Source organism: Chrysiogenia bacterium, from assembly GCA_020434085.1.
GTDB lineage: Bacteria > JAGRBM01 > JAGRBM01 > JAGRBM01 > JAGRBM01 > JAGRBM01.
The window spans coordinates 1-13,228 of the sequence record JAGRBM010000499.1 but is presented as its reverse complement, the minus strand read 5'-3'; the positions used below and the strand labels follow the sequence as shown (position 1 = coordinate 13,228).

14 protein-coding genes are annotated in these 13,228 nt (G+C 65.2%); 8 read left to right on the top strand and 6 right to left on the bottom strand.

Features of this window, described 5'->3' with window-relative positions:
• From KDH09_16885 to KDH09_16870, 4 genes are all read right to left on the bottom strand, one after another.
• Positions 1-330 (bottom strand): gamma-glutamyl-gamma-aminobutyrate hydrolase family protein (locus KDH09_16885; GenBank protein MCB0221375.1); only part of this gene is annotated, 330 nt, incomplete at its 3' end.
• A gap of 56 nt (positions 331-386) precedes the next feature.
• Entirely contained in the window at positions 387-1,871 is a 1,485-nt protein-coding gene (gene trpE / locus KDH09_16880) for an anthranilate synthase component I (protein MCB0221374.1), read from the bottom strand.
• Between the two features lie 301 nt (positions 1,872-2,172).
• Positions 2,173-2,712, bottom strand: coding sequence for a hypothetical protein (locus tag KDH09_16875; GenBank protein ID MCB0221373.1), 540 nt, complete (start codon positions 2,710-2,712; stop codon positions 2,173-2,175).
• 119 nt (positions 2,713-2,831) lie between these two features.
• Positions 2,832-3,026: a hypothetical protein gene (locus tag KDH09_16870; GenBank protein ID MCB0221372.1), complete on the bottom strand. Its 195-nt coding sequence runs from the start codon at positions 3,024-3,026 to the stop codon at positions 2,832-2,834.
• Positions 3,027-3,095: 69 nt separating this feature from the next.
• Here KDH09_16870 and KDH09_16865 point away from each other — a divergent pair, with 69 nt between their 5' ends.
• The 7 genes from KDH09_16865 to KDH09_16835 all read left to right on the top strand — a co-directional run bounded on the left by KDH09_16865 (position 3,096) and on the right by KDH09_16835 (position 9,239).
• Positions 3,096-3,719: a MotA/TolQ/ExbB proton channel family protein gene (locus tag KDH09_16865; protein MCB0221371.1), complete on the top strand. Its 624-nt coding sequence runs from the start codon at positions 3,096-3,098 to the stop codon at positions 3,717-3,719.
• Entirely contained in the window at positions 3,719-4,120 is a 402-nt protein-coding gene (locus tag KDH09_16860; GenBank protein ID MCB0221370.1) for a biopolymer transporter ExbD, read from the top strand. The genes KDH09_16865 and KDH09_16860 overlap by 1 nt, the downstream gene beginning before the upstream one ends.
• A 452-nt stretch (positions 4,121-4,572) precedes the next feature.
• A complete protein-coding gene (locus KDH09_16855; GenBank protein ID MCB0221369.1) occupies positions 4,573-4,824 on the top strand; it encodes a septum formation initiator family protein in 252 nt (83 codons plus the stop codon).
• A gap of 9 nt (positions 4,825-4,833) precedes the next feature.
• A complete protein-coding gene (locus KDH09_16850; protein ID MCB0221368.1) occupies positions 4,834-7,032 on the top strand; it encodes a diguanylate cyclase in 2,199 nt (732 codons plus the stop codon).
• Positions 7,033-7,131: 99 nt separating this feature from the next.
• Positions 7,132-7,812 carry a hemolysin III family protein gene (locus tag KDH09_16845; GenBank protein ID MCB0221367.1) on the top strand — a complete coding sequence of 227 codons (681 nt, stop codon included), beginning with the start codon at positions 7,132-7,134 and terminating at the stop codon, positions 7,810-7,812.
• Positions 7,700-8,578 carry a hemolysin III family protein gene (locus tag KDH09_16840; protein MCB0221366.1) on the top strand — a complete coding sequence of 293 codons (879 nt, stop codon included), beginning with the start codon at positions 7,700-7,702 and terminating at the stop codon, positions 8,576-8,578. Before KDH09_16845 ends, KDH09_16840 begins: the two co-directional genes overlap by 113 nt.
• A gap of 250 nt (positions 8,579-8,828) precedes the next feature.
• Positions 8,829-9,239 (top strand): hypothetical protein, encoded by a 411-nt coding sequence (locus tag KDH09_16835; GenBank protein MCB0221365.1) that lies wholly within the window; start codon positions 8,829-8,831, stop codon positions 9,237-9,239.
• Positions 9,240-9,336: 97 nt separating this feature from the next.
• Here the strand turns inward: KDH09_16835 and KDH09_16830 are convergent, their stop codons facing one another.
• Positions 9,337-10,698: an MFS transporter gene (locus KDH09_16830; GenBank protein MCB0221364.1), complete on the bottom strand. Its 1,362-nt coding sequence runs from the start codon at positions 10,696-10,698 to the stop codon at positions 9,337-9,339.
• 251 nt (positions 10,699-10,949) lie between these two features.
• On the bottom strand, positions 10,950-11,720 hold the full coding sequence (locus KDH09_16825; GenBank protein ID MCB0221363.1) for an SDR family oxidoreductase: 771 nt from the start codon (positions 11,718-11,720) through the stop codon (positions 10,950-10,952).
• A gap of 166 nt (positions 11,721-11,886) precedes the next feature.
• Between KDH09_16825 and KDH09_16820 the strand changes: the two genes are divergently transcribed.
• The gene (locus KDH09_16820; GenBank protein MCB0221362.1) at positions 11,887-13,119 is read left to right on the top strand and encodes a beta-lactamase family protein; all 1,233 of its coding nucleotides are present in this window, start codon (positions 11,887-11,889) and stop codon (positions 13,117-13,119) included.
• Positions 13,120-13,228 lie beyond the last annotated feature (109 nt).

Sequence of the window (13,228 nt, the reverse complement as noted above, 5' to 3'; positions counted from 1 at the left end):
GTCGTGGCTGATGGGGCTCGTCTTGCCGTGCATCAGCCGGTCGGCGCGAACGATCTTGCCGCCGAATGCCTGCCCCATGCTCTGGTGGCCAAGGCACACGCCCAGAATCGGGAGTTTTCCGGCGAAGTGCCGGATCGCTTCGACGGAGATGCCCGCCTCGGTGGGCGTGCAGGGTCCGGGCGAGACGATCAGCGCCTCGGGTGCCAGGTCTTCGATGCCCGCGACGGAGATGGCGTCGTTGCGCACGGTTTTTATCTTCGCGCCCAGCTCCGCGAAGTACTGGACGAGGTTGAACGTGAACGAATCGTAGTTGTCGATCATCAATAGCATGTCGGTATCCTCACTTGCGCGCGGGGCTCAGTCGAGCCCGCCGCGGGCGAGCGCTTTCAATCGAGCCCGCCGCGGGCGAGCTCGAGCGCGCGGCGCAGCGCCGCGGCCTTGTTGCAGGTTTCTTCGTATTCCTTGGTGGGGTCTGAATCGGCGACGATGCCCGCGCCCGCCTGGAAGCTGAGCATTCCCTCGTGCAGCAGGAAGGTGCGGATCGTGATCGCCAGGTCCATGTTGCCGTCGTAGCCGATGTAGCCCACCGCGCCGCCGTAGGGGCCGCGCCGGGAGGTCTCGAATTCCTCGATGATCTCCATGGCGCGGATCTTCGGCGCTCCCGAGAGCGTCCCGGCCGGGAAGGTGGCGGCAATCAGGTCGAAGGCGTCGCGCCCCTCGCGAAGCCGCCCCTTCACGTTCGAGACGATGTGCATGACGTGGGAGTAGCGCTCGATGATCATCAACTCGTCGACGTGCACGGTGCCCACGCGGGCCACGCGCCCGACATCGTTTCGTCCCAGGTCGACGAGCATCACGTGCTCGGCACGCTCCTTGGGATCGGCCAGCAGGTCTTCCTCAAACTCGAGGTCGGCCTGCAGCGTTGCCCCGCGCGGGCGGGTGCCCGCGATGGGGCGCAGCGTGATGTCGTCGCCCTCGAGCCGCACCATCACTTCGGGCGAGCTGCCGATGAGCTGGGTCTCGCCGAATTTGAGGTAGAACAGATAGGGCGAGGGATTGAGCATCCGCAGGGCGCGGTAGAGGTCGATGGGATCGACCTTCTCGGCGGTGGCAAAGCGCTGGGAGAGCACGGCCTGGATGATGTCGCCCGAGCGCACATACTCCTTGGCTTTCTCGACCACCTGCTCGAACTCTTCCTGCGTGAAGTTCGAAGTGACCTCCAGTGGGTGATCGGGCTTCACGCCCACGGGCGGGTAGTCGATGCTCGCGCGCAAGCGGCCGACCATCTCATCGATGCGATCCAGAGCGGCGGTGTAGGCCCGCTCGACCGAGGGGTGATCGCGCAGGTCCACGTTGGCCAGGATCTGGGCCTCATGCGTGACATTGTCGAAGACCACCAGCACGTCGGTCGTGCCGAAGATGTAGTCATCGGTGCCGAGCACGTCCTCGTTGGTGTGGGGCAGGCGCTCGAAATAGCGGGCCACATCATACGAGAGATAGCCCACGGCGCCGCCGGCAAAGCGCGGAAGCCCTTCGACAGCGACGGGCTTTACCTCGGCCAGGTGCTTCTTGAGCTCTTCGAGCGCATTGCCGTTGTTGATGCGCGATTCGGTCTTGCCCTTCTTTGTGATCTCGACGCGTCCGTCCCTGGCGCGAATGAGGCTGTGGCAGCCCACGCCCAGGAAGGAATACCGGCCCCAGCGCTCGCCGCCCTCGACGCTCTCCAGGAGGTAGCAGGCCTCTTCGCCCGCGGAGAGTTTGCGCAGCGCGGAGACCGGAGTCTCCAGATCGGCGACAAAGGAGCGGCGCACGGGGACGAGGTTCCCCTGCTTGGCCAGTTCACGGAATTCTTCAAGGGTCGGGGTATACATGGTCTTTCTCTTCTTCGGGTCCGGCGCCGCTCTCCAATGCGGGTCCGCCGGGGGCTCGCGCACGGCCGGAGGCACGGCTCTGCCGCTGCGCGCCGCGCCGCTCTTGCGACGCAGGGTTTATACAAAACGCCAATTGTTTTGGAAAAAGTAAATTAGGCGCGGGGGCGCCACCAGCTCCAGCGAGCCGAGAAGAGACGAAGTTGTGCGAATGCGAACTTCATGATGGGGCCATGATGCGGGACAGAGCTTGAGGTGTCAAGACTTTTCAGCCCGCATCCTGCCAGGGGAGGGGCAAAGCCCCCTACAGCTTGTAGCGCCCTAGGATTTCGCCGAGCTCGGCGGCGGCTTCGCGGGCGGCGGCGGCGTCTTTTACCTCGCCGCTCTCGCCGAGGGCCTCGTTGAGTTTGCCCCGGGCCTCGGCAAGCGCCTGGACGTTGTCGTGCTCGACATCGATGACGTGGTTGATGAGCGCGGCCAGCTCTGCAAAGTGGTCACCCGCGCGCGGGGTGAGCCGCGTAGTCAGGTCGCCGCCGACGACCGAGCGCAGCGCGTTCTTGAAGCCGAAGACCGGGCCCACCACGCGGTGGCTGCCGATGACCGAAATCATCCACACCAGCGCGAAGGCCGGGATGAGAAACCACAGCCGATCCGAGATGTTGTAGAGGAATTCGTTGGTGATCCGCTGGATGCCCGAGAGCCGGCCGCCCTCGCCGGGGCCGTAGATCAGAATGCACGCGGCCAGCAGGAAAATCCCCACATGGGCGGTCGAGCGGATGGCAAAGGTCACCTGCTCGCGTGTGTCGATGAACATCTTGCGGCGCTTGTAGCCCCGGTCTGTCATGGCTCTCGCTCCCGCACGAACCCGTCAGGCCCGCGCATTTTCCGAAGTAGACGTCGTTTACGAACCCGTGGAGCGTAAATCGCGGGGTGGGGGGAGTCCAGTTCACCTGTTCTGCCGATCTATCCATCGTGAATCCCGCCAGCCGCAGCCGCAGCCGAACCGAGCGCCCGGGCAGTCGTGAACGTGGACGTGAACGTGCTGGTGCACGAATCGAGCACGTTCACGAGCACGAGCACGCTCACGATGGCCAAGGTAGACTGAACGGCGGGTGGATTGCCTGAATCAAAGTGCCGAAGCCCCCCGCTTGCACCCATCCCCCGCCCTCCCTATAACTCTCCGGGCACCCCGGCACTCTCTTTGCCGGGGCTGCGGGAGCTTCCCCCATGGGTGACTGGACCACGCAGGACTGGATCTTCTACGGCGCGCTGCTGCCCATTGCGCTGTGTTCGTCGGTGGCGATGGCGTTCTTTTTCGAGCGCCTGCTGGCGCTGCGCCGCACGAAGATTTTTCCCGAACAGTTCCTTGTCGAGTTCGACGACCTTCTGGGCCGAGGGGCCTATGAGGAAGCCGGCACGCTCTGCCGCAAGACCGACACCCCGCTCTCGCGGGTGCTGCTGGCGGCAACCGCCCACGCGGGCCTTCCGCGCGCGGCCCTGAAAGAGCGCATCGAGGAGGTGGGCCGCCGCGAGTCGGTCTTTCTCGAGCGCGGCGTCGCGGCGCTCGCCACGGTGGGGACGATCTCGCCCATGCTCGGGTTGCTCGGAACGGTGGTCGGCATGGTGCTGATCTTCGCGCAGGCCACCGGCGGCGCGGGCATTGCCGCGCCCGAGCAACTGGCCTCGGGCATCTCGACGGCGCTCTATACGACGGTGCTCGGCCTGCTCGTGGCCATCCCCAGCATCATCAGCGCGCGCTACTTTCAGGGCAAGGCCGAGTCGGTCGCCCTGGAGATCGAGATCGAGGCCTTCCGCGTGATGGATCAGTTGTGCGCGGAGGCGCAAGGCTGATGGCCTTCGGACGCGCGCGCGCCAAAGACCTCGAGGGCGAGATCAACCTGACCTCGCTCATCGACATTCTCTTCATCGTCCTCATCTTCCTCATGCTGACAACCAGCTTCGCCAGCCGCTCGGGCGTGGAGATCAGCCTTCCGAAATCCGCCCAGCAGCGCGAGGCCGCCGCCCCCGACATGATCGAGATCGAACTCAACGCGAGCGGCGAGATCTTCATCAAGGGCCGGCAGCGCAGCCTCGAAGAACTGCAGGCCTTCCTGGCCGAAACCCCCGACAAGGACGTCCCCCTGGCGCTGCGCGCCGACGAGCTGGCCCGCCACGGCCGCGTCGTCGAAATCCTCGACATCATCCGCGGCGCGGGATTCAGGAAGCTGGGGATTGAGGCGCGGGCGAAGTAGGGTTAGCAGTTCGCAGGCTCCAATGAGAAGTTGTCATTCTGAGCGAAGCGAAGAATCGGCTGGAGCCGGCTGGGATTCGATTCTTCGCTTCGCTCAGAATGACAGGTTATTTGCGTATGCGGGTCAGTGATGTGAGATGATGCTGTCGTCCACGTCCACGTCCACGTCCACGTCCACGTCCACGTAGGCAATCCGAACACCCGTCATCCCGAGCGAAGTCGAGGGATCTCACAACCTCGAAGCTGTGCCGGCCTTTGAATGGCCAATGCTGGTTCGAGGTTGCGAGATCCCTCCGCTTCGCTGCGCTTCGGTCGGGATGACGCGGTGGGGGCGCACGTGGTTGGACAGGCCTTCGCCCGAATGAAAGCGGTAGTGCCGCCTATCTCCCCAAAATCATTGACAATTCCGCGTATCCTTGGTACAAAATAAGTCCCATGCCCTGGCGAAGATACATGGCATCGCTCGCGGCGGCGTTCGCGCTCGGCTTCTCGCTCTACAACTTTGTGCAGAGCGCGGTGCAGGTGCGTTCGCTCGCGGTGCAGAATGCGGAGATCGAGGCGCGCGTGGCGGCCCTGGCGGCTGACAACCACGCGCTCGCGCGTCGCATCAAGGTGCTGCGCGAGGACCCGCAGGCCACCGAGCGGATCATTCGTCAGGAACTGGGGCTGGTGAGGGCCGGCGAACTGGTTTATCGGTTCCGCTAAGGCGCCTGTTTGCGTGAATCCCGAAAATCCGGCGCGCCTTCCGGGCGTGACCAGCATGCCGGAGGGCGCGGCCCTCTTGCCAGACAGCTCGCGCTGGCCGCGACGTTGCTGGGTTTCTACGCACTCAGCTTGAGCGCGTTCTGGACCGATCCTTCCGCCTACAACTGGATGCACCTTGTTGCGGGACCCGCGTTGCTGGCGCTCACGGCGCTGCTGTTCTTCGAGACCCGCGGCGTCTTTGCCGAATCGAACCACCTCTCGCCCGCGCCGGCGATTTCTCTATTGGTCCTGGTGCTCAGCGGCGTGGCCGCCACCGGCGGGATGGAGGCCTCGCCCCTTGCGCCCGTGGTGTTCCTGCTGCTGGCGCTGCTGGCCTCGGTGCAGCGCATCCCCCATGCGGCACTCAGCGCGCTCGTTTGCACGGGCTGGTCGGTGGCGGCCTTCGTGCGCGCCGGCGCTCCAGAGGACGGACTGACGCAGCTTCTCTCCCTGGCCGTTTTCTACTGCTTCTTTTCGGTGGGACTTGGCGCGCTCATCGGCTTTGAGCGCGCGCGCCGCCGCAAGCTCGAGAACGTCGTGCGCAACCTTCGCAGCGACCGGGCCGAGCTTCGCGCCGAGAGCGTGCTCGGCGGCGGCGACGAGGGCGAAGAGCCCCAGAAGCTTGCCAGCGCCATCGAGGGCGACCTCGACGACCTGGCGCGCCACATCGAGCGCAGCCTCTACGCGCTTGTCGAGCGGCTTGGAAAGATCGTCTCGGCGCGCTCGTGCGCGCTCTATCTCCTGGACTCCAACGGGCAACTGAGATTGCGCGAGGCGGCCAGCTCACTGGAGCTCGACGCGCGCCCGCGGCTGGCGCCGGGCGAGGGGCTCATCGGCTGGGTGCTCGAAAACGGCGCGCCTGTCGTGATGAACGAATTCGACGGCGTGCGCTACCGGCTTCCCTACTATGAAGAGCGCTGCGACGTGGGCAGCTTCCTCGCGGTGCCCGTGCCCGCGCCCGGCAGCGAAGAGGCCGTGGGCGGCAGAGTCGAGCACGCCTCGGGCGTGCTCTGCGCCGACCTGCCGGTCGAGGGCGCCATCTCGCCCGAGCACCAGCAGGCCTTCTTCATGGCGGCCACCCAGGTCTCGGAAATCCTCGCCAACGCCCGCACCCTGCTCTGTGTGCTCATGGTGAAGCGCCAGCTCGGATCTTTGTACGTTTCCTCCACGACGCTCTCGGGATCGCTTCGCGCCGAGGAGATCGCCGGCGCGCTGCTGGATTCGGCGCGCCGCATCGCCGACTTCGACCTTGGCGCCGTGGTCACCGTGCCCGCCGGGCCAACCGGCGCGCCCACCATTCGCGCTGCGGTGGGGCAGGGGGCCGACAAGCTCATGGGCGCTGCCGTGGATTTAAACGGCTCGCGCACGGGCTGGGTGCTCGAGACCGGGCAGGCGCTGCCGCTCTCACAGAACTCGGGCGGCTCGCGCGCGCTCTTTCACGCAAAAGAAAAACTCCCGCGCTTTGAGTGGGTGCTGCTGCTGCCCTTCGCCTCGGAATCGGCCGAGGGCGTGCTGGGCTGCCTGGTGCTGGCCAGCCGCAAGCGCAGCCGCCAGGGCTCGTTCGTGCTGCGCCTGCTGGAGCTGCTCTCGCGGCAGGCCACGGCCGCGCTGCTCAACGCGCGCCTCTTCGAGCGGATGGAATCGCTGGCAACAACCGACGGGCTCACCGGCCTGTGCAACCACCGCACCTTCCAGGAACGTCTCGATGAAGAGCTGCGCCGCGCCCAGCGCACCGAGCGCCCGCTGAGCGTGGTGCTCACCGACATCGACCACTTCAAGAAGTTCAATGACACCTACGGCCATCCGGTCGGCGACGCGGTGCTGCGCCACCTCTCGCGCATCTACCGCCAGAGCATCCGCGACATGGACCTGGTCGCCCGCTACGGCGGCGAGGAATTCGTCTTCGTCTTTCCCGAGACGCGGCTTGCGCGGGTCAAGGACGTCTGCGAGCGCATCCGCAAGAACGTGGCCCGCACCAAGCTGCGCGAGGGAGAGCTTGAGCTCTCGATTACCATCTCGCTGGGCATCGCCTGCTTCCCCGACCACGCCGCCACCAAGAGCGACCTCATCGAGTGCGCCGACAAGGCCCTCTACCGGGCCAAGGAAACCGGTCGCAACCGCGTGTGCGTCTGGAGCCCCCGCGAGCACGGCGAGGAATCGGCCGCCTGACCCGTTGTTGCGCACTGCGCCTTGTATCCGATTTAACATTCGTGTACGTAGAGACTGCTGTTCGGAGCCAGCAATACCGGTCCGCCTTTTGGAGGAATCGTGAGCACATCTGTACACGCACGCCCGGACGCACATCCCGAAGCCCCCTATACCCTCGGCGAAGAAATCGCCCATGCCATCACCCACGGCGTCGGCGCCGCTTTAAGCGTGGCCGGCCTGACCCTGATGGTCGCCCTTGCGGCGCTCCACGGCGATCCCTGGCGGATCACGAGTTTCGCCATCTACGGCGCCACGCTCTTCCTGCTCTACCTGTCATCGACGCTCTACCACGCGATCCCCTCGCCGAAGGCCAAGCACGTCTTCAAGGTGCTCGACCACGTGTCGATCTACCTGCTCATCGCCGGGACCTACACGCCGTTTCTGCTGGTGACCCTGCGGGGCACGGTGGGCTGGGTGCTCTTTGGCGCCGTGTGGAGCATCGCGATCGTCGGCATCGTGCTCAAGGTGTTTGCGATCCACCGCTTCAAGAAGCTCTCACTGGTCGCTTATCTGGGCATGGGCTGGATCTGCATGGCCGCCTACCGGGACCTGGCCCACTCGCTTCCTCACATGGGCGTCGTGCTGCTCATTCTGGGCGGCGTGTTCTACAGCGGCGGCGTGATCTTCTATGTCTGGGACCGGCTGCCCTACAACCACGCCATCTGGCACCTGTTCGTGCTGGCGGGGAGCATCACGCATTTCTTCGCGATTCTGCTCTACGTGCTGCCTGTTTCGGCATGAGCGTGCCCGCGGGCGTGAACGAGAAGTTTTTGCCCACTGCCCCACACATTTGAGCTATGAATGGAGCGCAGTTCGAAGCCGACAAGTCCGCTTCGCTCCTGGAGGATTTGTGGGCTCACGCGAAGAGGTCTCCTATACGCTGGGCGAGGAAATCGCCCACGCCATCACCCACGGCGTTGGTGCCGCCCTCAGCATTGCCGGCCTTATCCTGGTCGTCGTGCGCGCGGCCGAACACGGCGATCCCTGGCGGATCACCAGCTTTGCAATCTACGGCACGACGCTCTTTCTGCTCTATCTGTCCTCAACGCTCTATCACGCCATCCCGAACCCGCGGGCCAAGCACGTGTTCAAGATTCTCGACCACGTTTCGATCTATCTGCTGATTGCGGGAACCTACACCCCCTTCTTCCTGGTGTCTCTGCGAGAGAGCATCGGACTCTGGCTCTTTGCCGCCGTCTGGAGCGTGGCGATTGCCGGCATTGTGCTGAAAGTCTTCGCCATCCACCGGTTCGAGCGTCTCTCCCTGGTAGCCTATCTGGCCATGGGCTGGCTCTGCGTGCTGGCCTACAAGGACATGGTTGCCTCGATTCCCCATGAGGGCATTGTGGCGCTGTTTCTCGGCGGCGCATTCTACAGCGGCGGGGTGATCTTCTACGTGTGGGACCGGCTGCCCTACAACCACGCCATCTGGCACCTGTTCGTGCTGGCCGGAAGCGTCACGCACTTCCTGGGGCTTCTGCTCTACGTATTGCCGGCCTCCGCGTGAGCGAGCAGCGCCGCTGAATATGGACTGGCCGTCCGGCCAGATGCTTTGACCTCCATGTTTGTGACAAAGCGCACGCTTTGTTACAGCCCTTTACATTTCTCCCCACTTGTTACGGCTCAAAACGAGCGTTTCGTGATTTCGCGCACGCTATTTTTCCGATTTGCTTCGTATCCTGAGACTGTAAGCAAAGCGCAAAGTCGCGCCGCGCAAGGGGCTCCGCTGAATGGAGCGCAGGGAAAGGGAAACGCACATGGAAGGAACAACTGCAATGATGACCATCCTGATTGCCGGCGTTGCCATTTCCCTGATCGGCCTGTGGGTCGCCCTGCCTCTGCTGCAGATGCGCAAGGCGCCCTCGCGAATGCGGGCGCGCGGCTCGGCCCCTGTGAAAGACGACGAGTCCCTGGCGCGGAAGGTGGCCATCGTCGCCGCCCTTCGCGAAGCGGTGCAGCGCCGCGGCCTCATGCAGGTGCGCATGCCCGACAAGGGTGAAGAAGAAGGAAGCTTCGAACTCGAACGCGGCGGCCATGGCAGCTTCCGCATCATCGCCGAAGCGCGCCGCGGGGTCGACTACGTGGTCGAACTCGAGGCCAGCGCGCAGGTCGCTCCCGCAATGGCGGGAGCAAACGCGGCGCCATCCGAGGAGCAACGCGCCGCCTGAAATACCGTCCTCGATCAGTCCGGGTCGGGTGCACCCTAACGCACCTTCCGGCTGGTTACGAAGGCTCTCGGTTTTACCCCCCGGCCGCCGAGAGCCTTCACTTTTGTACGCTGATGTTTTCGCCGAGCGCTTCCAGCGCCGCCAGGTCCTGCCCGCGCGTCTCGCGCACGAATCCGCCCAGCACGAAGCCGATCGAAACAACCGGCACGATTGCCACCCACTGCAGGACCGCAACCGGGTCGACGCCGGCGCGGGCGATCTCGCCCACGACGAAGGGACCCACGGCCGTGAGCACGCGGCCGGTGTTGTAGGTAAAGCCCGCGCCAGTGCCGCGAAGGCGCATGGGGTAGAGCTCGGGCAGATAAAACGGAAAGGCCCCGAAGATCCCGAACACCGTGAGCCCGGAGAGCCCCAGCACGCTGATGCGGGTGTGGGGATCAAGCGGCAGGGCAAAGGCGCACCAGAGCAGCGCGCTGGAGACGGCGAAGTAGCTCACGAACATGAGGCGGCGCCCCAGGTAGATGGCGGCCGGGATGGTGAGCAGCGTGCCGACGAAGCCGCTGAAGTTGAACAGGGCGCTCGCGCGGGTGGCGAAGGCGACCTTGAGCTGGGCGAGCTCTCCGGGCGGCGGCAGCGGCACGACGTCGTCGGCCAGAAAGCGCGCGATGGTCGGGATGAACGCGCTGTAGGTCCACCACGTCACCAGGGAGAGGCCCGACATGGCCAGGGCGCCGATGCTGGTCTTGCGAAGCTCGGGGGTGAAGAGCTCGCGCACCAGGCCGCTCTGCTCGGCGGGCTTCCACTCGGTGGGTTCCTTGACCGTGCGCGCCACCCAGATGGCGGCGAGAATCGGAACGAGCCCCGTCGCGAATACCACGCGCCAGGCCAGCGTGGGATCTCCCGCTGTGGCACCGATTTTCGAAAGCACGAGGTCGGTGACCCAGGTGGCGAGTAGCAGCCCCAGCGGCGAACTTGTGTAGAGCAGCGAGCCACTGAGCACGCGTTTTTCATCCGGCACGGTCTCGGCCACGAGCGAGGCGCCCGCCGCCCACTCGCCGCCGATGCCAAGGCTCGCCACCGCGCGCAGAATCGCCAGGGTCCAGATGTTCGGCGCCAGCGCGCACGCGCCGGTCGCCAGCGAATAGGTAATCATGGTGAAGACGAGCGTGCGCGTGCGCCCGATGCGGTCGGTAAGTTTGCCGAAGATGATCCCGCCGATGGCCCATCCCAGCAGCAGCTCGGCCGTGAGATAGCCCGTCCACTGGGCGATGGTCCCCTTGAAGGCCGGGTCGGACTCGGAGAGCCCCAGCAGGTCGGGCAGGCACAGCGCCGCCACGTAGTTGAAGAGCAGGGCGCAGAAGATGTTGAGCCCCCAGCCCAGCCAAGCGGCAATGAGCACGCGCCACTGGTAGCGCGAGAGCCCCAGCGGCCCGGGCGTGTCTTTGGGGTCGCTCTTCATGAGTGGTGGGAGACTAGCGCGCTTTCGCTTTCAGGGGGAGGGTGGAATGCAGGCTTCACCCGTCATCCCGACCGGAGCGAAGCGCGGTTTCCGTCGGTCTCCATTCGAAAGAGTCTGGGAAATTGAGTTCCCCGTATCCTGTCATCCTGAGCAGAGCGAAGGATCGCGTGGAGGCGGCGTGGACGCGATTCTTCGGGACGCTTTGCGTCCCTCAGAATGACAATGCCTTGAAAAGTCGAGTCAGGAGATGGCTACAGACACGTCACCATCCCCCCGTCCACCGGGATCACTGCGCCGGTGACGTAGCTGCTTGCCGGGGCCGAGAGATAGATCGCCACGCCGGCCATGTCGCCGGGCTCGCCGATGCGCTTTCGGGGCACGGCGCTGACGATTGCATCGCGCGCCGAGTTCAGGGTGGCTTCCATCATCTTGCTCTCGAAGGGGCCGGGCGCGACCGCGTTGACGTTGATGTGGTCGCGGGCCAGGCGCTTGGCAAGCGTCTTGGTCAGCAGGATGAGCGCTGCCTTGCTGGAGGAATAGGAGTAGGTCTCGAGCGAGGGGGCGTGCATCCCGTCGACCGAGGCAATGTTGATGACGCGCGCGGGGCTCTCGTGGGTGCCGGCCTTCTTGAGGGCGGGCAGGAGTTTCTGCGTGAGGAAGAAGGGGGACTTCACGTTGAGGTCCATCACCTTGTCCCAGCCCGACTCGGGGAACTGCTCGATGCCCGCGCCCCAGTTGGCGCCGGCGTTGTTGACCAGAATGTCGAGCCTGCTTTCCTTCTCGCCGAGCGCGGCGGCGAGGGACTCGACCCCCTCCATGGTGGCAAGATCGGCCGGCAGGGAAATACACTGGCCGTGCGCCGAGAGTTCTTTAGCCACTTCGTCGCAGACCTCGGCCTTGCGCGAGCTGATGTAGGTCTTCACCCCGTTTTCGACAAAGCCGCGCGCGATCATGGCGCCGATCCCGCGCGAGCCGCCGGTTACGAGCGCCACTTTCCCCTCGATGTTGAACAGATTCTTCATGGGAGTTCCCCCTCTCACCTGTCAGTGAACAAGTGTTCAGCGAGGCTATTCCCCCTCCAGGGGGGCGTCAAGCGCGGAATTCGGTATTTGACGCGCCGCGCCCCGCTCTCTCATACTTAACTGAACGGATGTTCAGCTAAGGCGAGCGATCCGAAAGGAGCGTGTCATGGAGCGAGTGCAGGGAACGGTGGAGAAGGGCTACGGCCAGGTTGCCAAGGTACTGGCCGAGCAACTCGAGCAGACCCACGGCGGAGCCGCCGTGAGCGTCTACCACAAGGGGCGAAAAGTCGTGGACGTCTGGGGCGGGCGGCGCGACCGCGCGGGAAATCCCTGGGAGCAGGACACGCTCTCGATCTCGTTCTCGACGACCAAGGGCGTGACCGCCACGCTGCTGCACATGATGGTCGACCGCGGACTGCTCGGTTACGACGATCCGGTCGCAAAGCACTGGCCGGAGTTCGCCGAGGGCGGCAAGGACGCGATCACGGTCCGGCATCTTCTGACCCACACCGCCAACCTCTACGACGTGCGCAGCCTCATCGACCACGCCGATCAGTTAAACGACTGGGAAGAGATGACCCGCCGCCTGGCGCAGCGCACCCCGCCGCGCGCGCCGACGAAGGCGAGCACTTACCACGCCATGACCTACGGCTGGCTCGTGGGCGAGGTCATTCGCCGCGTGGCCGGTGACGGGCGCACCTTCGCGCAGATCGTGCAGGACGAGCTGGCCGTGCCGCTCTCGCTGGATGGCCTCTTTGTCGGCGTGCCCGACGAGCACCACCCGCGCGTGGCCGAGCTCCTCATGGGCGGCGATCCCTTCGGTGCGAAGAAGTCGGGCGAAAACAAGAACAAGAAGAACGACCGCGCGAAGATGATCGCTCGCGCGCGCAAGGGCATGAAGCTCGCCGAGAAGGTGGGTATCAAATACGACACCCGTTCCTTTGCCGACGCCATGATGGCCCCGGGCTTCAATCCCCGGAGCCTCAACACCCCCGAGTCGCTGCGCGCATCCATGCCGGCGGTAAACGGCGCCTTCACGGCCCGCTCGCTTGCCAAGATGTACGCCGCCCTTGCCGGTGGCGGCCAGATCGATGGCGTGCGCATCCTCTCCGAAGAAACCCTGCAGGAAGCCACGCGCCGCCACATCAAGACCGTGGACCGCGTGATCCCGGTGCCCATGAACTGGCGCCTCGGCTACCACCAGCCCTTCGTGCTCGCGCGGCGCCCGCCCAGGTCCTTCGGCCACTTCGGCTTCGGTGGCTCGGGCGGCTGGGCCTGTCCCGAACGCAACCTCTCGGTGGCGCTCACGGTCAACAGCGGCACGGGATCACCGTGGGGCGACCTGCGCATCATGCGCATCGGCCGCGCGGCGCTCAAAGCGGCCGACCGGATGGGGTGAGACCTTCGGTCTCCTGTCTTAATGTAGGGGCGAGGTCTACTCGCCCCCATCGGATGTACCGGTATGGAGTAAAGGGCGGGTAGACCCCGCCCCTACGTCGTTTCTGTTC